Genomic DNA, 25,191 nt, shown 5'->3' with positions numbered 1-25,191 from the left:
AACTCCGCTTTTTCGCTCACTTTTTCCTTGTCTGATCTTCGCTCGTGACGTTTTTTATTTTGTTAGTTGTTTAGCCTTTCACTCCACCGTCTGTGAGTCCGCCCGACAAATGTCGATTGGCCAACATAAAGCAAATAATGACGGGCAACAGAGTCAACATGGAGGCCGCCATAATGCGATCCCAGATGGCATTTTTTGAGGTGAATAAGGTTTGTAATGCCAAGGGCAAGGTGTGGAAATCTTGATACTGTTTTAGAAACACTGAGGCGAATAAATACTCGTTCCAAGCGATGACAAAACAGTAGATAAACACGGTAAACAACATGGGTTTGGATAAGGGCATGATAATGCGCCAGAAAGCTTCGACCCTTGAGCAGCCGTCCATCATGGCCGCTTCTTCCAATGAAAAAGGAATGGTGCGGAAATAATTACCCAGCATGTACATGGCAACGGGTAAGGTTTGAATCAGATAGATTAAGAACAAACTGAAAATTGTGCCGCCTGCGCTGGACGCCAATCCCACGTTAACACTCATTTGGTAGAGCGGCACCATCAGCAAAACGCCGCCCACCATATAAACAAAGAGCACGCCGTTGGCCATCAGCGATTGGGCGGGGAAGCGCAATCGGGCAATGGCATAGGCTGCGAGTGAGGCTAAAAAGGTTGAACAAATACCCGTAATAAAGGAAATTACGAAGGTATTCAGCATATAACGTCCGAACGGGAAAACATCTCCCCCTGAGCTGAATTTCGCCAATAGCATCTGTTTCTTTTCTGCTGACAAGGCTGGATTGTCCAGTAAGCGTTGGATGCTGGCGGGCACATCAATCTCTTTTGCTGGCATTAAACCGAGTAATTCTTTATAAGCGTCCAAGTGTAATATGCGTGGAATGAGTGATGGATTGCCCCAATCAATGGGGTGTTTAAGGGAGGTTGATAGAATCTGCAAAAATGGAAACACGCAAAAGATTACCAACGCGAGCACTAAGGTGTACAAGATTACGGATTGAAGGGGCGTGCGCTTATTCATCATGAGTTGTCTCCTACCACTTGAGTACTTTGCGAACGTACAACCAAATTAAGCCAACTAATACCAGCAATTGAATCACTGAAATGGCCGCGGCTGCGCCTTGATCAACGATCCCAGCGAAGGCTTGGTAATAGGTGAAAATTGGCAAGGTCTCGACATTTGGGGCGAGCAGGTAGACGTCTTCAAACCGATTGAGGTTCCAAATAACGCGCAATAAAACTACCGTTGCGATGACAAACTTAAGCTCAGGTAACGTCACATGCCAGAAACGTCCCCACGGGTTTTGGCCATCTATCGCGGCGGCTTCATACAGGTCTTTTGGCACGCTTTGCAGCTTGGCTAAGAAAAGCAAATAGGCTATGGGAAAGTGTTTCCAGATATCGAATAAGATCACCACGAACAGAGCTGAATCTGGGTTGCCAATTAGGTTTTCCCTTTCGTTAGTTAGGTTCAATACGTCCACTACCACATGGTTATAAATGCCATTTACGGGATCAAAGATGAATTGCCAGCCAAACACCACACTGATCACAGGCGCGAAATAAGGCAATAGAATTAAACCTCGGGCCAAGTTGCGAAAACGAAAGGTCTGGTTCATCAGAATGGCCGCCGCCAACCCTAATACGGTGGTGCCGATGACGGTGCCGATGAGGTAAATAACAGACACGCCAACCGAATGGTAATAGCGTGGATTCCCCAGCAACTGCGTATAGTTGTCCAGTCCGACAAAGGTTTTATTGCCATTGAGCTGCACATCGAAAAAGCTTAGGTACAGATTGAATAAAATGGGGTAGATCACCAACAGACCTATGATACCGACCGCTGGAGCAACCAGTTTTAGTCCCAATCTAGATTCATTTTTTATTAAGACAGAAGACATACTTGCTTCCCTTTTTTACATTTGACCCCACCCTAGCCCTCCCCTTAACAAGGGGAGATAGCGAGAAGTTCCTAGGAATACTCTCTCCTTGGCTAGAAGGGGTTAAAAAATTAACAACCCCATCCTAACCTTCCCCTTGAAGATAAGGGGAAGGAATAACAACCCCACCCAAACCTTCTTCTTGAAGATAAGGGGAGGGAATAACAACCCCACCCAAACCTTCCTCTTGAAGATAAGAGGAAGGAATAACAACCCCACCCAAACCTTCCTCTTGAAGATAAGGGGAAGGAATAACAACAGTCTGCTCCTCCCCCTGCTAAGGGGGAGGCTGGGAGGGGGTCTATTGTCTATTCACCCATGATGGTTTTCATTTCCGCCTCTGCACTGTCTAGTGCGGCTTGAGGATCTTTGCCTTCAATCGTGACGTCATAAATCATTCGAGGAATAACTGACTTGGCAAAAATGGCGCCTGAAGCCGGGAAGGTTTTACCGCCGACCACAGAGAAAGAACGAATGTCATCAAACCCAGACACAATTTGCTTCATTTTGTCTGCACCGTAGAGTTTGAATACACCGTTTGGATCGTCTAAGTAGGCTGGGTCTTCGGCAATGCCCTTCAACATAGGGTTCATGCCACCGGGCGCCATATGTAGAAAAGTAATGTAGCTGGCAGGGTCGTACATAAACTCAATGAAGTCTTTGGTTGCCTTGGCGTCTGCCGCGCGGCTGGTTTTCAGCGCCACGAGTCCAGATAAGGTGCCGTAAGAGGCTGCGCTTTTATGGGAAATGATGGGCGCAAAGGCGGTGTTTTTGACTAACTCTGGGTCGAAGGTGCCACCGCTTAACTCTTTGAAGTTCTCGGAAGATAAGGAGCCTTTGGCGACTTCTGCAAGGGCCAAATCATCCATAATATAGGTGGAATAGAAGAACATGCCCATTTTACCTTGTAGGTAGTAATCTCGTGCGCGCCAATTTTGTGGTCCTGGAGGATTATACTGGGCGAGGTCTTTATAATATTGGATGGTTTCTAGGGTCGCTGGGCTGTTAAATACTAAATTACCTTCAGCATCAAATTCGGCGGCATTATTGGACAGGGCTAATTGTGTGAACACTTGCTCTGTGTAGCTATCTTGCTTGGTGCCAACTAAGATGCCGTATTGATTGTTGGCTTTATCGGTCAGGGCTTTGGCAGCGGTTGCGATGTTCTCCCAAGTATTAGGTGCCGCGAGCCCTTTTTCATCAAACCAGTCTTTACGGTACCAAATGCCTTGAATCCAACCATGATACGGCAAGCCATAGTATTGCCCTTGTGGAGATGTCAAGGTGGTTAGGGCACCGGTATGGAAGCGGCGTTTACCTATGTCGTTAATAACGCCTTGGTGAGTTTGTGTGTCGACAATGCCCTCTTCTCCCAATGCCATGATGATTTCGGAGTTCACTTCGATTAATTGCGGTGTGGTCCCAGCTGCAACGGCCGCTGCCATTTGCGTAGCCATTTCGTTTTCGTCTACGCCCACCACCTTGACGGTGACACCATCGTTTAAGGCTTCAAAGGTGCTGGCCAAGAGTTCAATGGTTTGCAGTCGATCTGATTGAGTCTGTGCCGTCCAGAACTCAACCGTAGCAGCATTGGATAATGGGCTCAGTAATAAGCCACTGAGCAGCATGGAACGGGTGATCGTCAGCGATTGATTCATTGTCGTTTCCTCATGTTATTTTTATACGAGTTTTCCGAACGTTTTTGGGCTTAAAAGCCTGTTTTCACCACTCCTGGTGCTAGCACGACCTGTAACTCTTTTACAGGGGTTCCCTTGATGCGCGACACCATCATCTTGGCAAGTTGCTCACCAATGTGTCCGGGTGGCGCTTGCTGAATGCTGGTGATCCCCATACTGGCGGTCAGCTCATCGGCAGGGGTATCACAACCAATTACACTCACCGGCTCTGCTTTGTGGTTGAGCTGGGTGTGGTGTAATCGTGTTACCGCTAATGCGGCACTGCGTGCGCTGGTGCTGGTAAGGCAAATCAGCGCACTGATGTCTGGATGCTGGATCAGGAACTCGGCACAGGCGAGATAGCTTTCTTCCTCATCAAAGCCAACTTCTAGACAGTGTTCGGGAGCGATTGTTAGTCCAAGCTGAGTCGCGGCGTCTTGAATACCACGACGTCTTTCATGAGCAAAAAAATAGCGCTCGCTGACCGAGATCACACCAATGTGGCGGTGACCTTGTTCGTAAAGTTGATTGAGACTGAGTTGGCCGACTTGGTAATTGTCCAAGTCCAACCAAGCAAACTGCGTCGCCCGTTCGGTGCGTCCATAACACACAAAAGGCACGTTAAGCTTGAGTAAACGATGGACTTTGGGGTCGTTGACCCGAGTGCGAAGGAGCAAGAAACCGTCTTGATCGCCAGCTTTAACAAGGCGTTCAAATTCACTCAATTCCTGCTTGCCAGTATCGATTGTGACCACTTGCAGCAAATAACCTTCTGCTTGTAGAGCGTATCGTGTTCCAGCAAGTACCTTCGAAAGAATGGTGTCGAGATATTGCATGTCTTGGTTTGGCACAATGGCCGTGATAACACGCTTAGATTGTACCCAATGTGCCGCATCCGCGCCTTTTAATTGGTAACCCTGTCGTGCGGCTTCTTTTAACACACGTTTTTTGGTTCTCGGGCTAATGTCTGGGTAATCGTTTAGTGCTCGAGACACTGTGGATACCGACAAATCCAATTGGGTAGCTATCTCTTTAATCGACATAAATAACACACTGCACCATTCTTGTTTTTACACTGTCCATCATTCAGAGCAATTTTAAAAGCTCTAATCGTGCATTTTGTGACCAGCAATAATGGACGTTAAGACCGAAAATGTTTCGATGCAATGTTTAATTTCCGCACTAAATTTGGGCGCTTTACAGTGAATTCGATTGATTAAAGCAGGGCCGGCACTAAGAAGGATTTTTCTTTTTAAAACAAGGATAAAATATGTAACGTTTGTTTTCACTGCGTTGAAAAGACTAACGACTAAACTTATTATCGGTTGCCTAAACGGAACAAATTTTTCAGCTTCACGTAATGAACTCAATATAAGGTAGCCGTTATGGCGAGTAAGCAAAAAGCACTTGATGTCTTGTTTAATGACCCGTCGATCTCGGCTGCACTAGCAAGAGTAAATGTTTTCGTCATTAATCATTATTCAGGCGGACGAGATGTAAGCGCTTCGCTCATACCGAATGAAGACTTTTCTGCACAAACATCGTATGACCCATTGATGTGGCTGGAATACGTACACCCAGATGATCGAGCCGAAACCGAACAAGCATGGCAAGCCATAGTGCAGGGAGACAGTGATGTATTTGAGGGGGAGTATCGCTTTCTAGTGGATGGTGAGTATCGCTGGATTGCTAATAAAGGAACAGTGATCAATCGCGCCGAAGATGGAACACCTGAGCTCTATATCGGCGCGGATCGAGACATCACGGAAGAGCGTCGACTTCGTGATTTGTTGCAAGCGGAAAAAGAGCGTCTTGCGCAGCTAGTGATTAAAGATGATTTTTTGAACATTCCAAACCGACGCTACCTTGAAACCAAGCAGTCGCAGTTTTTCATTGCTGATGGTCGTACACCGATAGCGGTACTGGTGTTGGATATTGATAACTTTAAACAGTTAAATACGGATTTAACCCACCATGGTGGTGACGAGGTATTGCATACCTTTGTTCGTCACGTCTCAACCTGTCTTCAACCCACGGATATTTTGGCCCGTTACGGTGGCGATGAATTTGTCTTAGTCTTGCCGAAGGCGACACTAGACTATGCTCAGGCCAAGGCTCAAAGTATTCTTGATGCGGTGAATAGCATTGACCTTAGCGCAATGGGAGAAAACCTGTCTATCTCTGTGAGTATTGGTTTGGTACATGGCTTACCTGAAGTGACACAAGACTTTTGGACGTATTTTGAAGAAGCCGATGCACAACTTTTATTAGCAAAAGAGCTAGGCAAAGAGCAAATTCAGTCCAAAGTATTGGGTTAATAACTACTTCTACTATCTGTCAGCTATCGTGAAATGACAGATAAGTGCTATTTTGAGGGATTGGCTCGAGATGGTCGCTTAAACTCTTGCCTCGCCCGATCAATTTTTTCTCGCATAAAACAGCCTTCGGCATGGTCGTTGATGAGTCCCATAGATTGCATAAAAGCATAGATGGTTGTGGGGCCAACAAATTGCCAGCCGCGTTTTTTGAGTTCCTTGGCAAGCGCGATGGATTCAGGGCAAGTGGTTTGTGTTTCTGGGGGCGGTAGTGTGGCTTCGTCAGGTTCATAGCGCCATAGAAAGGCTGCAATGGAACCTTCTTCTTTTATCATGTCTTGGGCACGTTTAGCATTGTTGATGACAGCGAGGATTTTACGTTTGTTACGGACAATGTGCTTGTTTGCCAATAACTCTGCTACTTCTTTCTCCCCAAACTGTGCGACGGTCTGAATATCAAAGTGTTGAAAGGCTTCTCGAAAGCTGTCTCGCTTTGCCAATATAGTCCGCCAGCTCAAGCCAGACTGGAATGTTTCTAAACAGAGTTTTTCAAACAAACGTTGATCTTCTGCCACAGGAAAGCCCCATTCTGTATCGTGATAACGAGGAAAGTCGGGAGCAGAATCAGCCCAAGTGCAGCGGTTTTTTGTTTCTTTAAGAGTCATGGGTTAACCGTTTTAGTAGACAAACGACTCGCTCTACTTCGTTAAAGCCAAGTTGCTTATGAAGATTGACGCTTTTTTCATTGGTTATTGGCGCATCGCTGCCTAGTTCATGAAAGCCTTGCTCTCTCGCCCAGTTTTCCGCTGTTTTGATTAACGCTTTGCCAATGCCTTGTCCTTGGTAACTAGGGGAGACAAACCAAGCTTCAATATAGGGGGTAGTTTGTTGGCGACTGCCGGGAATGTTATTGCGAAGGTTTAGTTCGATAAAACCAATCATGTTTTGGCTGGTATCATCAAGTGCAATAAAAACTTCTTTTATATTAGGATAGGTGCCTAGAAAAAAGTCATTTACTTCTTGCTGGCTGATATCCTTGATTTCAGGGAGAAATTCTATTCTCAACGCTGACCAAGCTAACGCATCGCGAGATTGAATTTTACGTATCTTCATATGTCTTTAACTCTCAATTACATGCAAAGCACGGTATTCGTCATAAGCAAATTGGTCGGTCATGCCGCTGATGTAGTCTTGGATAAGACGACAGCGAAAGTAGAACTCCCAAGCATTATCACTGAGATTGCGTAAAATATCTTCCTCAAACTCTTGTTTAAATTCGGCTAATTGCGACATGGCTTTGTGGTAAGCCGCCAGTTGGCGACCGGCAATTTTATTGCAAAGGCGGGTTTGATAAAGCGGTGTGTGGCCTTCTTTATTGATTATCTTTTCAAAGCTTGCTCGGTCCAGTTGTAACAAAGGCAGGTAGATATCTAGTAGTCCAGCAATAATACGATAGCCTTGCAGCTCTTGTTTTTGCACTTCCTCAGAACAAAATACGTGCTTAAAGGCGACGGCCTTTAATGTGTCCAATATGGCATGAACCAAGCTGCCGTCTTCGAGTAAGGCTTGGTTGTAGGAGCCATGGAAAATTTCTTCGATGTGTTCAATAAATTGTTCGCTGGCATACTGTACCGATTTTGTATTGATCGCGACTCTGAATTGCACGAAAAAGTCACTGATGATGTTGGTTCGTTTGTATTGCCATAGACTTTTTTCGATCAAGTCTGACATTTGTGTTGCATCATCTTCATTGATCTTAGGGTATTTCCCTTGATTGCTTATGATGATTTGGAACTCTTCTTTTAATCTGAGTAATAGCTCATCAAATTTTAAAATGCCCTTCTCAACCGCATCTTCTATGTCTGCAATGCAATAAGAAATATCATCTGCTGCTTCCATCACGTAAGCAAAGGGAGAGCGATGATGGTTTCGAGTATTTAAGGTGTCGTTAATGGTTTCTACTATGGGCGCTTCACTTAAATAAAAGCCGACTTTTTTTTGCAAATAATGTTTGTCATCGTTTTTCGTCGGCTTAGCCTGATCACCGCGACGAGTGTATTTTAGGATGCCGGATAATTGCGAATAAGTCAGGTTTAACGTCTGCAAAGAATGGACAATCCTAAGTGCCTGAGCATTCCCTTCGAAGTGGCATAGATCGGTTTTTAACCCAGTGAGATTGGCGTCCCTGTCTGTGATGTCATCACGTTGAAATAAGGTGGTGATTCGTTCGTTAAACCATTGGTTAATAGCCGCTTCGCCAAAATGCCCAAACGATGGGTTGCCGACGTCATGCATTAAACAAGACATTTCTACCAAGGACTCAAACTGTCGTTCTAGACCTATTAGGCCATAAGCTTCTTGTTGCTCTTTGGATAGATTTTTAAAGATGGTTTGGCTGATGAAGCGTCCCACTTGCTGTACTTCCATGGAGTGGGTTAAGCGACTGCGAACCGCAGCGTTACGTTCTAATGGAAAGACTTGCGTCTTTTGTTGTAGGCGACGAATGGCGGCGGAGTTGATGATGCGACCACGATCACTTTCAAACACAGCCAGATCTCTTCTTTCTGTGTCTTGTGAAGCCCCAGAATACATTCTATGTGGTCGAATTTTTACCCTAAAATCGATATCCATGTTAAGTGACGTCTCCCCAGCAGTGAATCATGATAGTAGCGATATTTTGCTTAAAAAGTCATGTGAAAATATTGATCTTATGGTCTATTTTATTGATTGGACTATAAAAAAACGCGTTTATGCACGTGGGCCCAGACTCAGGTAGGTAGCTTGCTGACATATTTCTGTCACATTAGTGTCATTAAGTTGTTGTCTAGTTGAATTAAAGTGAAGAAGACTATTTAAAGGTAAAAGATGTTATGCCTTCGGCTACGAATTTGTCCGCTTTACAAGAACATGTGTATTTCCTTCTCAATGAAGTGGAGACACATTGTCAGTTGGTTACTCAGTTTTATACTTCTTGCTCAACCGATGTTTTACCCCGTATTCGCAGTCGCCGTGGGTATGTGCAAACACTGCGTGAAAAGATTGATTTAGAAGCTGCAGGCCTATTGCAACGACGTAAGACAAAAGGACGTTTTTATTCTCGTGTTAGTGCAATGCGTTCCCTTGCGGTGGCGTTAGATTCATTGACTCAGCACTGTTTTGATTGTGTGCTAGAAGGAACATTGGATAAACCCTATGAGCACCCTTCCGCTGATGCCTGCATCAAGCTCATGAAGAAAGTAAAGCGAAGTCTCGATTTAGTGAAGTTCGGTTTAGAGCAGGAACCGCGACGTACGGGCATTAAGCTAGGTCGACGCAGTCAAAAATTACTGGCGAATTATGCGGCTTTGCAAGCAGATACCCTGAAAGTGAAATTAACCTTAGGGGATGATGAGCTAAGGGCGTCGATTCTTAGTAATGTTTGTTTAAAGCGTCTAATCGAACAACTTAGTGTGGTCGCAGATGCACTCATTAAATCCGACCTTGGCCAAGTGGCCAGCTTACAAAACTACCCGCATTTATTGGACAGTGCTGCCAACCTCAATTATGACCTCAGTGATTTAAAGGTGCGTCGCTTAGCATTAACTCGTTCTGGTAGTGCCATTGCTGCGATTTCTCACAAAGACCAAAGTGGTCAAGAAGTACTGGCCGTATATAAAGAAGGCGAACGCAGCAAAATTGAAGAAGAAGTGGCGGGTGTGAATCACTGGCGTGACATTGACCCTAAGCTAGCGCCTAGCGTACTAGCGCAAGCCAATGAGTCTGGAGAGCAATCTTCGTTACTGATTGAACACATTCCAGGGAAAACATTAGAAGCCTTACTTCTAGGAGAAGACGAAGCGGCGTTATCGGAAGCGTTAAAAAAACTGTTTAAAACCCTCAATCAAACTTGGAAAGCCACTCTGACGGAGGAGTCCTGCTCGGCTCAATTTATGGCGCAGCTAAGTAAACGAATTGGCGACAGTCGCAAGGTGCATCCAGAGTTTTTTAAACAAGAGGCCCAGATTTGTCAGCATCTTATGCCGAGCTTTGATGCGCTGGTGGCGGATGTGGCCTTGCTAGAGCAGGATTGGCAGGCGCCTTTTTGTGTTCTCACCCATGGAGACTTTAACGTCGACAACCTGATTTACGACGGCTTGGAGAAACGCATTTATTTCATTGACCTGCATCGAGCGAGTTATTTCGATTATGTGCAAGACTTGTCCGTGCTGATGGTGTCTATTTACCGCTTGCAGGTGCTCAGTGGTGCCACTCGAAAACGTATGATGGCAAGTGCGAAAGAGGTCTATCGTTTTGGTCGTCGTTTTGCCAAACAGCATGATGATGACACTTTTGAGGTTCGCATGGCGGCGGGATTGGCTCGCTCCTTTGCGACCTCAACGCGCTTTATCTTTGATAAAAAATTGGCGACACGAATGCATCTAAGGTCGCGCTACTTATTGGAAAAACTGGCCAAACTGACGCCAGAAGACGCTGAAAAATTCACTTTACCGTTAAAGGATCTTTATTTTGAGTAAACCTAAAATTGGGGTGATTGGTATCCCGGGGAAATGGTCCACAGAAGTCTTAGCCGACCGTTTAGAGGCCCAAACAGGGTTTCGCGCTGTGATTGATATGAATCAGGTTGAATTATGTTTGGACAGCCAAAGATTGATGTATCAAGGATTAGATCTGACCACGTTAGACGGTTTGATTATCAAGAAGATCAGTGAAGTGTATTCTCCTGCAACGGAAGACCGTCTGCGCTTGTTGTCTTACGCCGAGCAAGCGGGTGTGCGTTTGTTTAGCCCAACTCACAGTGTAGGCAATTTGATTAATCGTCTGGCGGGCACTCTAGCGTTACAACATGGGCAGATCCCGATGCCAAAAACACGCGTTACCGAAAATCTTGAACTCGCTTTTGAGACGGTAAGAGCGTTTGGTTCAGCCATCTTGAAGCCGCTCTATTCTACCAAAGCCCGCGGTATGATTATGCTGACGCAGGAAGACAGTGATGAGTTTGTGCGCAACGCATTAGAAGAATATCGCCAGATTCAGTCCATTTATTATATTCAACAGACGGTCAGTCTGGATGGACGTGATTTGGGTATGGTGTTCGTCGGAGGTGAGTATGTGTGCACCTATGCTCGTGTCGGTAATAAGGATTCTTGGAATACGACGATTAACAGTGGTGGTCGCTATGAAGGCTTTGAGCCGGATGCTGAACTGATTGAATTGGGGCGCAAAGCGCAAGCTTGTTATGACTTAAGTTTCACTACCGTGGACATTGCTTTGACGGACCAAGGCCCGGTGGTGTTTGAAGTATCAGCATTTGGTGGTTTCAAAGGCGCGTTGGAAGGGTGCGGAGTGGACGCTGCTCAAATATACGCGGATTACGTGTTAAAAGAGGTTGCTAAGTCATGATTCAGAACATTTTAGACCTGACGCAGGTAGAAACGCATTTCAGCACTTGTTCACATCAAACTCAGTTTCAATTTGCGCAGTTGCAAGTCAGAGTGCATGCCACAGAAAAGGCTTTGATTGATGACTTGGTGGCGTATTATAAAAGTTATTTACACGAGACTCAGCCAGTTACTTCGAGCATCGATCTGTATGTGATGGAGCAAGCTCCTGCTGGGGATGGACTGGATTGGTTGGAAGTCCCTCGTGAAGTAGGCAAGCAAGGTAGAAAAGAAGGCTACTTGGATGTGTCGGGCGGTCGTTGGATTAAGAAGTTCAAAACCGGCATGGCTTTTTTACAGCGTCCAGATCAGCTGGTGGCGGTTGGTCCATGTGCTGCGAACTTAGCGCAAATTATTAATTTCATTAATAATCAGTTTTTAAATCACTTCTTACGTCAAGATTTTACCCTTGGGCATGCCTCAGCGTTCAGTGTGCAAGGTCAGGTGACGGCGATTGCGGCGGGTTCCGGCGGAGGGAAGTCGACCTTGATGTTACGCTGTCTTGAAAAAAGTACGCGTGACTTTTTAACCAATGACCGTATCTTGCTTAAACGTGTTGGCAGCGGCACAGAAACCATTGGCTTGGCTAAGTTGCCTAGGGTTAATCCGGGTACCTTGTTGCATTCAGATCGCTTGCGCCATATCTTGCCAGCGGCTCGTCAACAGGCTTTATCTTCTATGCCGACTTCGGAACTTTGGTCACTGGAAGAAAAATACGATGTACAAATTGAAGACGATTACGGTGCTAATCGTGTTCAATTAACTGGTCAACTGGTGAACCTGATTATGCTGGATTGGTCTTTGGATAGCCCGAAAGAGACGCGATTAGAGCAAGTTGACTTGTCTCAAGAGCCAGATGTGATTGAAGGGCTACGCAAACGTCCGGGGCCTTTCTATCAGGATAATCAAGGCGTTTTTGCAGACCTTAATGCCATTGATTCGACTGCCCATTATGTCGATCAGTTAGCCAATGTGGCGGTATATCGTTTGACCGGAAAAATCGATTTTGACTTGGGGTATCAATTGATTGGTCAGTTGGCGACAGCATAAAGGTTTTCAGGCCAAGTTTTACGTACTTAATAGGAACAAGGATGTTCAAAAAATAGTCGCTCGTCACCAAATTGTCATAAAACTTTAGCATAATCCGGCCTTCTGTTTGACGCTCATGGATTGTGCTAGAGTGATTTTAACGGCGCTGTAATACGATTCATCTACTAAGGTAAGAGATACCATGCTTAACCCTATTCCTGCTATTAAGCCCCATTCACATCATACTGAGATCATTGCTCGGTTACCGACAGAATGGGCATCTTGGCCTAGGGACAAAAGCTCGGTCAACAACCATGTTTTGAATGTCGAAGACACGCCTTCCCACTACACCAAACACAAGTTACGTTGGCCAAAACGCCCTGTGGTGTTTATATCAGACCCTCATGCAGATGCGATGGCATTTGAAGCGTCGCTGATTGCTGCAGGTGTCGCAGAGCGCAAGAAGAAGTCTGATCTTGGTCATTTAACCTTGACCAAAAAAGGCAAGCAATCTGAGATCATCATTGGTGGCGATTGCTTAGATAAAGGCCCAAGTAACTTGGATTTATTGCGCAGCGTTCAGCAACTTTATCGCCTGAAAGCGCGGGTAACCTTGTTGGCTGGCAACCATGATTTGCGCCTTCTTATGGGACTACTGGCGTTGGCTCGTAAGAAAGATGTGGGCAATCAGCACCTGTTCGTTCGTATGGGTAAAAAAGTGGTGCCCTTATTCAGAGAGGTGTTTGATCAATATTTGGTGGACACCAAATGGGATAAGAAAATTCCCGATGAAGACACTTGCCGAAAGCGTTTATTCCCAGGTGAAGATTGGTTTAAAGAGTTTCCATTCCATGCGGCAGGCTTTTTGACCGCAGAAGGGATTGACCGTGAAGTGCGCAAAATGGCGTCGAAGAATCAAAGCTTTGAGAAACATTGCCATGCGTCTGGGTTAAGCCTTCGTCAAGTCTATGCCGCGTCCCTAAAGTGCCAGCAATTGTTTTTGCATAAGAAAGGCGAGTTCAACTGGTTTTTCCGTAAGATGGAACTGGTGGCGAAACGCGGTTCTTTCTTATTCTTACATGCGGGATTGGACGACAACATGGGACAAATGCTATTGAAAAGCGGACCAAAATACGCCAACAAAGCATTTCATCGTAACCTTAAGCGTCGTGATTTATTTGGCTTCTATTACAGCTCAATCGCCAACACGTTCCGTACCAAATACCGTGATGCCGATTTACCTTTGACCTATCGTGGGGTGAAGGCGATTCATAAATCTGGGATTCATGTGGTGGTGCAAGGCCACGTCAATCGCCAAGAAGGTCAGCGTATCACCATTAAAAAAGGTCTGGTGCATGTGGAGGCTGACATCACGTTAGACTCGCATTCTCGTAAAGTGGAAGGCTTAACAGACTATGGCATTGGTGCCACGTTAATTGACAAAAGCACAGGCATTGTCGGGCTGAGTTGTGATTACCCGACTGCCAAAGTGATGACGGCAAAAGAGCTAGAAGGCATTTATCAAGAAGGTCAAAGTGAAGGGAAAGATCATGAAGTCAAAAACTGAGTTTAAATACGAAGCCTTGCTGGATCCTGATGATATTCAAGATGTGCTGAAAGCCCTTTCAAAGGGGTTAAGTAAGGGCAAACTGACCTTCAGTGATGAAAAAGAAGGCACGTTAGCGATTGAACCAAAAGGATTACTCCGTTTAAAAGTCACCGCCTCGGACGACGAAGACAGCCAGCAGTTTGAAGTCAAAGTACGTTGGGAAAAACACCCTAAACGCTTGAATAAAAATGCCCCTAAAATTAGTTAGGGAAAGGGTGTGACGTGTTTAATTCTTTTAACTAATTGTTCTAATTAAATTAGTCTTCCCGCTTTGTATCTGATCTCCTTTTGTTAGTCGTCTTCCCTTGTTTATTTTGATTGACTTCAACCGTATTCATTAGCATATTGAGGCAGTAGTTTAATTTTATAAACCAGTCTGATGGTTAGGAACCGTCAATCTTTAGCTGTGGTTGTACGAGTTATTATTCCTATAATAATAAAAAGGGAAAATGCTATGAACATCTGTAAGCGGGGCCTCATTGTTATTTGTTTGTTGTTTTCTCCTGTCTTAATGTCGGCCAATGGTTCAGTGAATGAGATAAACACTTGTTTGGCATTAACCGAGTTTCTAGATGAGAAAATCGCTCTCGAAGTAGAGGTGTACTCTCAACAACAAATCGACGACATGCGCAAAGGCTTAAACATCTATGCATATTATCTGAAGCATACGGTTATTAAGACTAAGCTATTGGATATGTACGCGGGTAACAAAGTTCAGGCACAGTTGATGTGGAACCTTTTTTATCGTCAAAAAAACACCTTTATCAAGCATCTCAGTCAACACTATAGTGTGAACAAAATTCCGAGTGACTATTCTGTGGCGTTGAGCAAATGCTTGGTTAAAGCCAAACCAGCGCATTCACAAGTTGCACAGCCCATTGCGAATACGCTAATCCTGATGGGAAAGTGATGCCATCTTTCCTAGGATACGTCGGTTTGATGGAGTAAATTTGCTGTGCTTAGAAGATGTTGTTCATTGAGATAACTTAGCAGCTCTGTATTAACGTCATGCTGCAAACCTTTTACCCCTTGGTTGCCAAAAATTCTATTGATCTCAATTACATACGGCGTAGATCCAACCATAGCGATGTCAAAACCAGCGTGATTGATGCCAAGGTGCTGAGCCAAATAGCACACTAAGTCCTGCGCTTCTTTTGGGATTAAGGCAATTTCAACTTGCCCACCTTGGCTGATATTGTTGTGAAATCCCCTGTCCGATTGTAAGCGCCAGTAGCCATTAACAATTCTATCGCCCACCCAAATGATGCGCATGTCTCTGTCTATCGGTAGATATTCTTGAACATAAAGAACTTCTGTGACCGCTACATAAGCTTGCCAAGCTGCATAGGTTTCAATTAGAAAGACCCCATTTCCCATGCTGCTACGAGGAATTTTAGCCACAAAAGGAGTGAACTTTTCTTGCCATATTTTTTCGGCTTCGTACGGCGTATTAGGCGCAATGAAAGTATCTGGATGATGTTGTGGTGCGACGGCTTGGAAAGTCCGCGTCATTTCCACCTTGTCGTGTCCAATTTGATAAGAGGCGATACTTGGGAAGATTCTCTTTTTAAGACCGTGGATTAAGGCATTTAATTGCCAATACTGAGGAAACAAGAGCCAATCCGCTTGTTTGATTTCCTCTAAATGATCGTACATGGCATCGGGTTTTATGTAGCGCACATTGGGCAAGTGGAGGGTTCTTAACGCGTCGAAAGAGATGATGTTCATAGGGGCTGTTCAATGGTAAAAGAGATCGCGATTGTGGGGCTAAATAGAATAAAAAGAAACAAAAATTTAACCCCCAAAAACGGTCTTAGAAATCACCCTTCGCGAGGCGCATACTTCAAAAAAATACCCAATGAAATCAGCAATATACCCGCACTAATAACAATGGCAACTGGGTAATATAAATTGCCTGCCATATCCAATTGACTGTATTTAATCACCATGATCAAACCTTCTAAAGAAAGCGCGACGCAAACTGTGCCAATAAACCGAGGTAAAGTCCGTCTCAGTAGCACAATGAGGTCGTGCTCATTGCCACTGCCGTATTCTTTGTTAATGACCATAGCCAGTTCAAAGACGGCGATGGCGATAATGTTGGCATTGATAATACTGATGAATACTTGAGTTAAGGTCTCACCTTGCAAGAAATGCTGAATGGCGGAAACAAAGCTTGAGATAACCACTAAACCGGATAATGAAAAGAAAATGGTCGCAAAGGTTTTCGCGAAAGTTTTTTGTACATTGATTTTCATGATGTATTCCCTATGTCTGGTGCAAACAACAATAGGGTTTTTTCATGATATCCATAGGGTTGGACGTAGGTTACCGCAGAGCTTCCTTGTTAATGACGCTCTGCGGGCAATCTTGACATTTTGCTCTCTAGGACAAGTGCAAACTTGTCTATCACGTTTTTACTTTAGATTGGTTCAACCGGCGGAATCGGCTTACGTCGAGAGTGACGTAGGCGGCGAATGGAGTCAAAAATTAACATGGCCAAAGCCGACCAGATTAAAACAAAGGTGATGAGTTTATCTGTGCTGAGAGGTTCGTCATACACAAATACCGCAAGGATAAACATGCCTGTTGGACCAATGTATTGCATAAAGCCTAGTGTTGTCATACTGACACGGTTCGCGGCGGCGGCAAAACACATCAGTGGCACCATAGTCACTGGCCCAGAAGCGAACAATAACCAATTTACTGAGGCATTATTTTCTAGCAAATTAGCGGTTGGGGATGGACTAAGAATCAGGTAAATGATGGCCATAGGCAGCATGAAACTGGTTTCGATCGCCATGCCTGTAAAGCTGTCGACCGCCGCTTTTTTGCGTATTAGGCCATAGATGCCGAAGGTGACGGCTAAGACAAGCGCAATCCATGGCAGTGAGCCAAATTGGAATACTTCAAACACCACGGCACAAAAACACAAGGCAACGGCGAATTTTCGAATGGGGTCCAGTTTCTCTTTAAAAAATACGACCCCTAGGAGAATACTGATCAAAGGGTTGATGTAATAACCTAAGCTGGCACTGAGCATTTGATTATTTTGTACCGCCCAAATAAACGTACCCCAGTTCAAGCCAATTAATAAAGTGGAGGCCAGCATCGCCAAGATGATTTTTTTTGAGGTCAAAGCCGCGATGAGGGCTTTGCTGTATCTCAGTAGGAAGATCAACACAAAGACCAAAATACAGGACCAGATAACGCGATGAGCAAGGATTTCTTGCGCTGGAACAAACGACATTTCTTTAAAATAAATCGGGGCTATGGCCCAAAGAAAGAATGCAGTGAAAGCAAGCATAAGTCCGCTTTTTGAAGATGCTGGCATATTGATATTCCAAATCCTTATTAATGGACAGGCGAGTGTAGCGGAATATGAAGAACTTCCCTAGTCTTGTGAGTCGTATTTTATGAATTCAAGATAAAAGTGTGAAATAGTCAGGGCTTTCCTTAGTCATAGCGAAGCTATATTGCCTATCTAGAGCGATAAGGTTAAAGTTGGCAGGTAAATTTCATAAACATCGAACTTCGGGGCGGGGCGAAATTCCCCACCGGCGGTGACTTTGAAAGTGATGAGCTTTCAAACAGCCCGCGAGCGCTTGAAAGCCATTAATGGGCTTTTAAGGTCAGCAGATCTGGTGTGATTCCAGAGCCGACGGTTACAGTCCGGATGATAGAAGATCGACCAAGGCAAAAGAACCTCCTTACAGGAGGGTTTTGTGCTGTTGCGTGCGTACTGTGCGTGCAACTTGGTGTAGTCAGTTTCATCACCCCTGTGCATCTTATTTTTTTGGAGAAAGCAAAGATGGCAGGAACATTCTTTATCATGATCGCGTGCTTCACGTGGGCACTGGATACCTTAATTCGTTACCCTTTGCTGGGGGCGGGTTATAGCACTCTGCAAATCGTTCTAATCGAACACCTTACACTGGTTATTTTTATTGCTCCTATGTTGTGGCGCTATCGTCATGTCTATCGGCATTTGTCGCTGGTGAGCTTATCTTGTCTGTTTTTTATTGGTGGTGTTGGCTCTGCCATTGGTACGTTGGCATTTACCGAGGCCTTTCAATATTTAAACCCAACGGTCGTGATCTTATTGCAAAAACTGCAACCAATTGTGGCTATTTTGCTGGCTTTTTGGTTTCTCAAAGAGCGGATTGAAGGGCAGTTTGTGCAATGGGCCGCGGTCATATTATTGGGCAGCTTTGTGATGATGTGGCCAGATCTACGTCACTTAGGCGATGCTCAATGGCATTATTCAAATGACAGCGTCAGCATTATAAAGGGTTATGGATTTACCTTAATTGCTGTCATTGCTTGGGGCGCCGCAACGGTTTGTGGTAAGTATTTATCTCATCAAAATGTGCCGGCAAATGCCATTATGTCAGGTCGCTTTGTGGCCGGTTTGTTGGTGTTGGCGCCTCTGGCGTTAGTGCAAACAGAGACCTTAGTGAGTATGCAGATCTCAGATTTAGGGCTGGCTATATTAATGGCATTGTTGAGTGGTTTTATTGGCATGTGGTTCTATTACCAAGGGTTAAAAACCGTACCAGCGCAATTGGCAACCCTTGCAGAGCTTTCATTTCCTGTTTTTGCCGCCGCTATTAATTGGCTGTTTTTGGATATGAGTTTAACCGCTTATCAAATCATCGGTGGACTAATGCTGATTCTTGGTAACATTGGGTTGCGTATGAAAGAGCTGCGTAAGACTGAGTTGAACGCGGTTTCCCGAAGCGCTTAGTAACGAACTTCAGTGTGGACGATGATTTACTTGGTTGTGTGGTGAGGTAAGTCGTCGTCCATTACTCACCTTTCCTCATTTCTTGCAAGAATGAAGTGCCCTCATCTGTCTTTTCTTTCGGGCTTTGAACTAAAATAGCGCAATAAAATTTGTCCAAGGGGTCAATTATTTCAATTTGCCCAGATCCAGTGTATAGGAAACCGAATGTCAGAGATTCAATCCCCCGTTGCCGTCGAGAAAACTCAGTGGTTAGAAGTCGCTTTGTTATGGGTGGCTGGGGTGTCGGCAGCGATGCAGTTTGCCAAGTTTTCCGTATCCTTTGATGCGCTGTTGGCACACTATCAACAAGGTGCAACCTTAACGGGGATGTCGCTTTCTGTGGTGGGTATTGCTGGACTTATTTTTGGTGTGTCGGCGGGCATGATCGCCAGTCGCTTTGGCTATTTGAGAGTATTAGTCGGGGCGCTTTTGTTGGGTGGGGTTTTGTCGTTTATCCAATCGACGTTGCCGCCTTTCAATGTGTTATTACTAACCCGCTTGCTGGAAGGTTTTTCTCAGTTAGGGGTTGTGGTCGCAGCGCCAACCTTGATTGCAAAATTAAGCGCTCCCAAACATAAATCTTTAACGATGGGGATTTGGGGCACCTTTTTTGGGGTGGCTTTTGCCGTGTGTGGTGGCTTAGGTAAGAATATTTTAGACACCCATGGATTGAGTGCTGTTTTCTTGAATCACGGATTCTTGATCACCGGCATGGGGCTGATTTTATTTTTGATTTTGAAAAACAATCCGGTGTTGGTTTTACCGCCTGTGGCTCCGAATCAAGGCAGTGTATTGGCACAAATGTTACGCATCTACCAGAACCCAAGAGCGCTGTTACCAAGTTTGGTTTTCTTGTTTTACACCTGCACCCTAGTGTCCGTTTTAACGTATGTTCCAAGTCTGATTGAAGACAAAACCTTGCATAAAAGCATGTTGGTGATTCTTCCCTTGTTAAGCACGGGCGGCACCTTTCTCGCTGGGGCCATAGCCCAGTATTTAATGCGACCACAAAGGGTGGCTTTTCTTGCTTACCTTGGTGTGGCAATCGCTGGCGTTAGTTTGTTGGCTGCAGCACATACACCTTGGTTGTTTGCGATTTTACTTGGGGCAATGGTGTTGTGCTTAGGGATGATTCCAGGTGCATCACTGGCGATGATTCCAACATTGGCGCGTAACCCTGCGGAGCAAGCTCAAGGGTATGGACTGCTGGCTCAGTTCGGTAATCTAGGGGCGACCATTGGCCCGCCAAGTTATGCGGCTTTAATGACTGTATTTGGTTTACCTGGCATTGTTGGCTTGGTGCTTTTAGTTTGCGTCTTTGGGGTGTTGTTCAGTCTGTTGGCCAATCGAATCAACGCAAGTGTCTAGCCTTTATTGACCGCGTCTTACTGCCATGACAAAGGTCTTCTGTCTTTGTCATGGTGTTCAAGAGTTCATTTCCTTTTCTCATTGTTTTTCCATTATGCTGTAAGAATGGCCGACCTCAGTCAGTCTAACCTGTTAATAATAGAATTAAATTAACGACCTTAATCAGGTGTTGTGGGGTTATGAATGAAAAAAATAGGTTTATTGGTGCTTATTGCCTTATTGGCTGCAGGCTTCTTTTACTTTGATCTGCACCAGTTGTTGACGCTGTCTGGCTTAAAATCTGGTTTAGTACAGTTTGAAGAATGGCGCAGTGCCAGCCCGATTCTAGTGGGTGGCGTTTTTCTATTAATGTATGTGTTAGTCACAGCGCTTTCTTTGCCTGGCGCCGCTATCATGACGTTGGCAGCGGGTGCCTTATTTGGCTTAGGCTGGGGACTGTTGATTGTGTCTTTTGCCAGTTCCATTGGTGCGACGCTGGCTTTTTTAGTGTCCCGATACTTGTTGCAGGATATGGTGCAATCCAAGTTTGGCGATCGCCTTGCGGCGATTAACCAAGGTATTGAAAAAGAGGGTGCGTTTTATCTTTTTACCCTACGTTTGGTGCCAGTTTTCCCTTTCTTCTTAATTAATTTATTGATGGGTTTAACACGTATCCGTGCGTTGACCTTTTACTGGGTGAGCCAGTTAGGCATGTTAGCGGGGACTCTGGTGTATGTGAACGCGGGCACGCAATTGGGTCAAATTGACAGTCTATCCGGTATTTTATCGCCTTCATTGTTGTTGTCATTTGTGCTTTTGGGTGTGTTTCCTTTGGTTGCCAAAAAGAGCTTGAATTGGCTAAAAGGGCGACGAGTTTACGCGGGCTACTCTAAGCCAAAGGCATTTGATCAAAATATGATTGTCATTGGTGCGGGCGCGGGTGGATTGGTAAGTGCTTACATTGCTGCTGCGGTTAAGGCGAAAGTGACCTTGATTGAAGCCCACAAAATGGGCGGCGATTGCTTAAATTATGGTTGTATTCCGAGTAAGGCATTGATCAAAAGCGCGAAGGTAGCAAACCAAATTCGCCACGCTGAGCACTATGGTTTGCAGAGCAGTGAGCCAAGCTTTTCGTTTAAACAGGTGATGGCGCGAGTTCAAGATGTGGTGCGCCAAGTGGAACCTCATGACAGTGTGGAGCGTTACACTGAGCTAGGGGTGAATGTGGTTCAGGGTTATGCCAAGTTAATTGACCCTTGGACAGTGGAAATTCAGTTAAACGAGGGCGGTACGCAACGCATGACCGCGCGCAGTATTGTGTTAGCAACTGGGGCTCGACCATTTGTTCCTAAATTAGAAGGCCTTGAAGACGTTGGGTACTTAACCAGTGATACCTTGTGGGAGGCTTTTGCTAAGCGTGATACACCGCCTAAGCGATTGGTAATTCTTGGCGGTGGTCCAATCGGTTGTGAGTTGGCTCAAAGCTTTGCCAGACTTGGGTCTGAGGTGATTCAGGTGGAACGTTCTCAACGCTTAATGGCACGAGAGGACGAAGATGTTTCGGAGCTAGCGGAAACCTCTTTACGTCAAGATGGTGTGTCGGTTCTGACGTCTCACACGGCGTTGCGTTGTGAGCGTGATGGCGACGTAAAGCGCATTGTGGTTGAGCATGAAGGTGAAGAGCGAGTTATTGGATTTGATGAGCTGATTTGTGCGGTGGGTCGTGAAGCCAGATTAGAAGGTTATGGTTTGGAAAATCTGGGCATCGAAACAAAAGGCACCATTGTTACTAATGACTATTTAGAAACCCTGTACCCAAATATTTATGCCGCAGGTGACGTGGCTGGACCATATCAATTTACCCATGTGGCGGCGCATCAAGCTTGGTACGCCGCCGTGAATGCATTGTTTGGTTCGTTAAAACGTTTCCGTGTGGATTACCGAGTGATTCCTTGGACGACTTTCATCGACCCAGAAGTGGCGCGTGTTGGCCTAAGTGAGCAGGATGCGAAAGTCAAAGGCGTGGCCTACGAAGTGGTGCGTTATGGCTTGGATGATTTAGATCGTGCCATTGCAGATGGGGCTCGAACGGGTTTCGTGAAGGTTTTGACTGTGCCTGGCAAAGACAAAATTTTGGGGGTCACCATTGTTGGTGAACACGCTGGTGATTTGTTGGCGGAATTTGTCTTAGCCATGAAGCATGGTCTTGGTTTGAATAAGATTTTAGGCACGATTCACACTTATCCTACTTGGGCGGAAGCCAATAAATATGCCGCTGGAGAATGGAAGCGTGCACATGCACCTGCCAAAATACTGAGCTGGCTTGAGAAGTACCACAGTTGGCGTCGAGGCTAGGCTGATGAAAACTTGGTTATTGGTGACGTCTATGCTGTTTGGTTTATTCAGTCAGTCGCTTAGCGCAGCAGAGGGTGGTTTTGATCATACGGAATGGGATCAATTGCTCAAACAGCACGTGAGAGTGTTACAGGGCGGACAAACGACACAGGTAGATTATCAGGGCTTTGCTGAGGAGAAGATGAATCTCAATGCTTATTTAGATCGTTTGTCTGATGTGTCACGTTCGCATTTTGATACTTGGTCAACAGCGGAGCAGTTGGCGTTCTTGATTAATGCTTATAATGCTTGGACGGTTGCCTTGATCCTCACGCAATGGCCTGATCTTGAGTCGATCAAAGATCTCGGAAGCCTCTTCCGTTCGCCTTGGTCAAAAGACATGGTGTCACTCTTTGGTGACATGGTCTCTTTGGATGACATCGAGCACAAGATGATACGTGGGTCGGATCGTTACCAAGATCCACGCATACACTTTGTCGTCAATTGTGCCAGCATTGGTTGCCCAGCGTTACGGGCTGAAGCCTATCAGGGCCAAAGGTTAGAGGTCCAACTCATTGATCAAACGCGCCTATTTTTATCCGATGTTAGTCGTAATCGACTAGAAGACGGTGAGTTGAAACTCTCGTCAATCTTCAAATGGTATAAACAAGACTTTGAGAAAGGTTGGTCAGGTTATGCTTCCTTAGAGTCGTTCTTGTTGGATTATCTCGCTGAATTGTCATTGGACGCACGGGCTATTCAGGCGTTGAAAAATGGTGATCTGGATATTGTCTATCTAGATTATGATTGGGCCTTGAATGTAATACCTTGATAATCTGATTTTTACGTCTTGTTTAATATTATCGAGACGTAAAAGATCGCATCATTTCCCAGAACAAATTAACTTGGTAACTATGAGTTTGCTGTCGTAGTCGTACCATGTAGATAGGCACGTGATTACGTGACATGAAATTGTCTACTTCTATTGGCACTAACTGCTCGTTTTCCAACTCCGAAAGAATCATGTGTTTTGGCATTCTCGCCCACCCCATGCTATTGAGTAACAGGCTCTTTTTAGCCTGAAAATCGTTCACATACCAACGTTTTCCTGTTGTTAAAACATGTCTGTGTCCATGACTGGAACCATCGCTGGCAGTATTGATGACGAGAATCTGTGGAACGGACTGCAGTGCGGTTTGCTTTACCTTCTTGGCGGTGAGGTTGAGCTGCTCTAGCAAGTTTGAGCTCATCACTGTAATCATTTCCATCTTATAAAGCTCTAGTAAAGAATGACGGTCATCTAAGCCATATCTTGGGCCAATCGTGATATCGCACTTGCCTTTGGCGAGCTTATCTTGCAAGCCGTATAAATGGTCGGTTGTAATGTCGATGTCGACGTCAGAGTATTGTTGCTGAAAGGCTTGAATGCGTTCTACGCAGTTTTGATCTAGGCTCATTTGACTCAGGCAAAGGTGCAGTGGTGGCGTTTCGACGCCTTTCGCCAAATCGTGTCCCAAGGAGTCCAATTGAGTCACCTGTGACATCAGTTTTTTACATTGTCTGAAAAAAGCATGTCCCTCTGGTGTTAAGCCGGGACGATAACTGTTGCGATCAAACAAGGTAATGTCATATTGGCTTTCTAGCGCTTTTATGGCGGCACTAACGCTTGGTTGGGTTTTATGAATGGCTTCAGCGGCAGAGCGAAAACTGCCAGTTTCTACCACTGCGATAAAAGCTTTGATTTGATCGATTTTCATAGGGCCACCAAGATGATCATTTTTTCATATCGTTTTAATAGTAAAACGAGATTATTTATTTTTCATTAATTACCTTATCATAACCTCATTAAATACAGATTAGATCAGATGTGTAGGAGGTTTATATGGACACATCCATAGCGGTATTATTCCTCGCAGGATTAATAACCGGTTTTTCAAAATTTTCAGTTGGTGGCATGGGGCTTTTAGTGCTGCCGATTGTGATGATTGCATTTCCAGGTCCAGAAGCATTAGGGGTATTGTTACCTTTGTATATCATTACGGATTTGATGGCGGTATCGAGCTATAAAAGTAAGATTGCTTGGTCAGTACTGGCGCGTTTTTTACCTTTAGCCTTTATTGGTGTTATTACCGCCAGTCACTTTTTGGCCAATATTAATGCGGATCAGTTCATTGGTTTTCTAGGCTTTACTATCATTGCGATGATTGCCTTAGGTTTGTATCTGGATGTGCGTCCCGCGTCTTTCATGCGTCGTCCTTGGGCCGCTTATTCAATGGGGTTCTTTGGTGGTGTGGTGAGTATGATTGCGAACGCAGCAGGACCATTGTTTAGCTTATTCTTACTAGAGCAAAAGCTCGATAAAAATACCTATGTAAGTACAAGGGCTTGGGCTTTCTTTATTATCAACCTATTAAAATTACCTCTCTACATTGGGTTAGGGTTGCTTACGGTTAACAGTGCTGAAACCAGTTTGTACGCTATTCCTGGTTTGTTGGTCGGTTCCTTTATTGGTTATCACTTTCTCAAGAAGGTGCAGCCAGCCCAGTTCAAATGGTTAATTCGAATCATGTCTACTGTTGCGGCTTTTAAGCTATTTCTCTTCTCTTAATGAATAGAGCTTGTACAAAAACCATACAAAAAGCCACCCTTCTTGGCTTGTGTCAGAAAGAGGGGTTGAGTTTTACTTGTGTCCATCGTGATCCTTGGAT

At 45.0% G+C, this 25,191-nt stretch carries 23 protein-coding genes and 1 riboswitch; of the genes, 12 read left to right on the top strand and 11 right to left on the bottom strand.

Translation table 11 applies throughout. The annotated features are described in order from the left end of the window. Positions 1-70 precede the first annotated feature (70 nt). The 4 genes from DFP76_RS02165 to DFP76_RS02145 all read right to left on the bottom strand — a co-directional run bounded on the left by DFP76_RS02165 (position 71) and on the right by DFP76_RS02145 (position 4,668). Positions 71-1,033, bottom strand: a complete 963-nt coding sequence (locus tag DFP76_RS02165; protein WP_113873034.1) for a carbohydrate ABC transporter permease — start codon at positions 1,031-1,033, stop codon at positions 71-73. Between the two features lie 10 nt (positions 1,034-1,043). Next, positions 1,044-1,910, bottom strand: coding sequence for a carbohydrate ABC transporter permease (locus DFP76_RS02160; RefSeq protein WP_113873033.1), 867 nt, complete (start codon positions 1,908-1,910; stop codon positions 1,044-1,046). A 347-nt stretch (positions 1,911-2,257) separates the two neighbouring features. Next, on the bottom strand, positions 2,258-3,607 hold the full coding sequence (locus DFP76_RS02150) for an extracellular solute-binding protein (RefSeq protein WP_113873031.1): 1,350 nt from the start codon (positions 3,605-3,607) through the stop codon (positions 2,258-2,260). 50 nt (positions 3,608-3,657) lie between these two features. Further along, positions 3,658-4,668 (bottom strand): LacI family DNA-binding transcriptional regulator, encoded by a 1,011-nt coding sequence (locus tag DFP76_RS02145; RefSeq protein WP_113873030.1) that lies wholly within the window; start codon positions 4,666-4,668, stop codon positions 3,658-3,660. A gap of 342 nt (positions 4,669-5,010) precedes the next feature. On the opposite strand from DFP76_RS02145, the gene DFP76_RS02140 reads away from it, so the two are divergent. After that, positions 5,011-5,943 (top strand): sensor domain-containing diguanylate cyclase, encoded by a 933-nt coding sequence (locus DFP76_RS02140; protein ID WP_113873029.1) that lies wholly within the window; start codon positions 5,011-5,013, stop codon positions 5,941-5,943. A 47-nt stretch (positions 5,944-5,990) separates the two neighbouring features. Here the strand turns inward: DFP76_RS02140 and DFP76_RS02135 are convergent, their stop codons facing one another. Genes DFP76_RS02135 through dgt form a run of 3 tightly spaced genes read right to left on the bottom strand, consistent with a single transcriptional unit; the run spans position 5,991 to position 8,571 of the window. Further along, complete coding sequence (locus DFP76_RS02135; RefSeq protein WP_113873028.1) at positions 5,991-6,605, bottom strand: DNA-3-methyladenine glycosylase I; 615 nt, start codon at positions 6,603-6,605, stop codon at positions 5,991-5,993. After that, a complete protein-coding gene (locus DFP76_RS02130; RefSeq protein WP_113873027.1) occupies positions 6,595-7,053 on the bottom strand; it encodes a GNAT family N-acetyltransferase in 459 nt (152 codons plus the stop codon). Before DFP76_RS02130 ends, DFP76_RS02135 begins: the two co-directional genes overlap by 11 nt. A 6-nt stretch (positions 7,054-7,059) precedes the next feature. Continuing rightward, positions 7,060-8,571, bottom strand: a complete 1,512-nt coding sequence (gene dgt / locus DFP76_RS02125; protein ID WP_113873026.1) for a dGTPase — start codon at positions 8,569-8,571, stop codon at positions 7,060-7,062. Between the two features lie 239 nt (positions 8,572-8,810). On the opposite strand from dgt, the gene DFP76_RS02120 reads away from it, so the two are divergent. The 6 genes from DFP76_RS02120 (at position 8,811) to DFP76_RS02095 (ending at position 14,926) form a co-directional block, all read left to right on the top strand. Further along, complete coding sequence (locus tag DFP76_RS02120) at positions 8,811-10,454, top strand: phosphotransferase (RefSeq protein ID WP_113873025.1); 1,644 nt, start codon at positions 8,811-8,813, stop codon at positions 10,452-10,454. Next, entirely contained in the window at positions 10,447-11,340 is an 894-nt protein-coding gene (locus DFP76_RS02115; protein WP_113873024.1) for a GAK system ATP-grasp enzyme, read from the top strand. Before DFP76_RS02120 ends, DFP76_RS02115 begins: the two co-directional genes overlap by 8 nt. After that, positions 11,337-12,428 carry an HprK-related kinase B gene (locus DFP76_RS02110; RefSeq protein WP_113873023.1) on the top strand — a complete coding sequence of 364 codons (1,092 nt, stop codon included), beginning with the start codon at positions 11,337-11,339 and terminating at the stop codon, positions 12,426-12,428. Before DFP76_RS02115 ends, DFP76_RS02110 begins: the two co-directional genes overlap by 4 nt. Positions 12,429-12,609: 181 nt before the next feature. Beyond that, positions 12,610-13,974: a metallophosphoesterase gene (locus tag DFP76_RS02105; protein WP_113873022.1), complete on the top strand. Its 1,365-nt coding sequence runs from the start codon at positions 12,610-12,612 to the stop codon at positions 13,972-13,974. Then, entirely contained in the window at positions 13,958-14,224 is a 267-nt protein-coding gene (locus tag DFP76_RS02100; RefSeq protein WP_041651083.1) for an amphi-Trp domain-containing protein, read from the top strand. The genes DFP76_RS02105 and DFP76_RS02100 overlap by 17 nt, the downstream gene beginning before the upstream one ends. Positions 14,225-14,470: 246 nt before the next feature. Beyond that, positions 14,471-14,926 (top strand): hypothetical protein, encoded by a 456-nt coding sequence (locus tag DFP76_RS02095; RefSeq protein WP_113873021.1) that lies wholly within the window; start codon positions 14,471-14,473, stop codon positions 14,924-14,926. Between the two features lie 11 nt (positions 14,927-14,937). Here DFP76_RS02095 and DFP76_RS02090 read toward each other — a convergent pair whose 3' ends face one another. From DFP76_RS02090 to rarD, 3 genes are all read right to left on the bottom strand, one after another. Further along, complete coding sequence (locus tag DFP76_RS02090; protein WP_113873020.1) at positions 14,938-15,744, bottom strand: ATP-grasp domain-containing protein; 807 nt, start codon at positions 15,742-15,744, stop codon at positions 14,938-14,940. A 92-nt stretch (positions 15,745-15,836) separates the two neighbouring features. Beyond that, the gene (locus tag DFP76_RS02085; RefSeq protein ID WP_113873019.1) at positions 15,837-16,274 is read right to left on the bottom strand and encodes a hypothetical protein; all 438 of its coding nucleotides are present in this window, start codon (positions 16,272-16,274) and stop codon (positions 15,837-15,839) included. Between the two features lie 164 nt (positions 16,275-16,438). Continuing rightward, entirely contained in the window at positions 16,439-17,350 is a 912-nt protein-coding gene (rarD, locus tag DFP76_RS02080; protein ID WP_113873018.1) for an EamA family transporter RarD, read from the bottom strand. A 192-nt stretch (positions 17,351-17,542) separates the two neighbouring features. Next, positions 17,543-17,708: riboswitch (FMN riboswitch) on the top strand. A gap of 119 nt (positions 17,709-17,827) precedes the next feature. On the opposite strand from rarD, the gene DFP76_RS02075 reads away from it, so the two are divergent. The 4 genes from DFP76_RS02075 to DFP76_RS02060 all read left to right on the top strand — a co-directional run bounded on the left by DFP76_RS02075 (position 17,828) and on the right by DFP76_RS02060 (position 23,315). Continuing rightward, positions 17,828-18,763, top strand: coding sequence for a DMT family transporter (locus tag DFP76_RS02075; RefSeq protein WP_113873256.1), 936 nt, complete (start codon positions 17,828-17,830; stop codon positions 18,761-18,763). Positions 18,764-18,967: 204 nt separating this feature from the next. Next, complete coding sequence (locus DFP76_RS02070) at positions 18,968-20,170, top strand: MFS transporter (protein WP_113873017.1); 1,203 nt, start codon at positions 18,968-18,970, stop codon at positions 20,168-20,170. A 183-nt stretch (positions 20,171-20,353) separates the two neighbouring features. Further along, on the top strand, positions 20,354-22,504 hold the full coding sequence (locus tag DFP76_RS02065; RefSeq protein WP_113873016.1) for an FAD-dependent oxidoreductase: 2,151 nt from the start codon (positions 20,354-20,356) through the stop codon (positions 22,502-22,504). A gap of 4 nt (positions 22,505-22,508) precedes the next feature. Continuing rightward, positions 22,509-23,315: a DUF547 domain-containing protein gene (locus DFP76_RS02060; protein WP_113873015.1), complete on the top strand. Its 807-nt coding sequence runs from the start codon at positions 22,509-22,511 to the stop codon at positions 23,313-23,315. 28 nt (positions 23,316-23,343) lie between these two features. On the opposite strand, the gene DFP76_RS02055 is transcribed toward DFP76_RS02060, so the two are convergent. Then, positions 23,344-24,240, bottom strand: coding sequence for a LysR family transcriptional regulator (locus DFP76_RS02055; protein ID WP_113873014.1), 897 nt, complete (start codon positions 24,238-24,240; stop codon positions 23,344-23,346). A gap of 125 nt (positions 24,241-24,365) precedes the next feature. Between DFP76_RS02055 and DFP76_RS02050 the strand changes: the two genes are divergently transcribed. After that, positions 24,366-25,091, top strand: coding sequence for a sulfite exporter TauE/SafE family protein (locus DFP76_RS02050; protein ID WP_113873013.1), 726 nt, complete (start codon positions 24,366-24,368; stop codon positions 25,089-25,091). Positions 25,092-25,191 lie beyond the last annotated feature (100 nt).

The sequence above is a fragment of the Marinomonas aquiplantarum genome (genome assembly GCF_003314975.1).
In the GTDB taxonomy this organism is placed as follows: domain Bacteria; phylum Pseudomonadota; class Gammaproteobacteria; order Pseudomonadales; family Marinomonadaceae; genus Marinomonas; species Marinomonas aquiplantarum.
The sequence above is the reverse complement of the archived record's forward strand: the minus strand, read 5'-3'. Positions and strand labels throughout refer to the sequence as shown.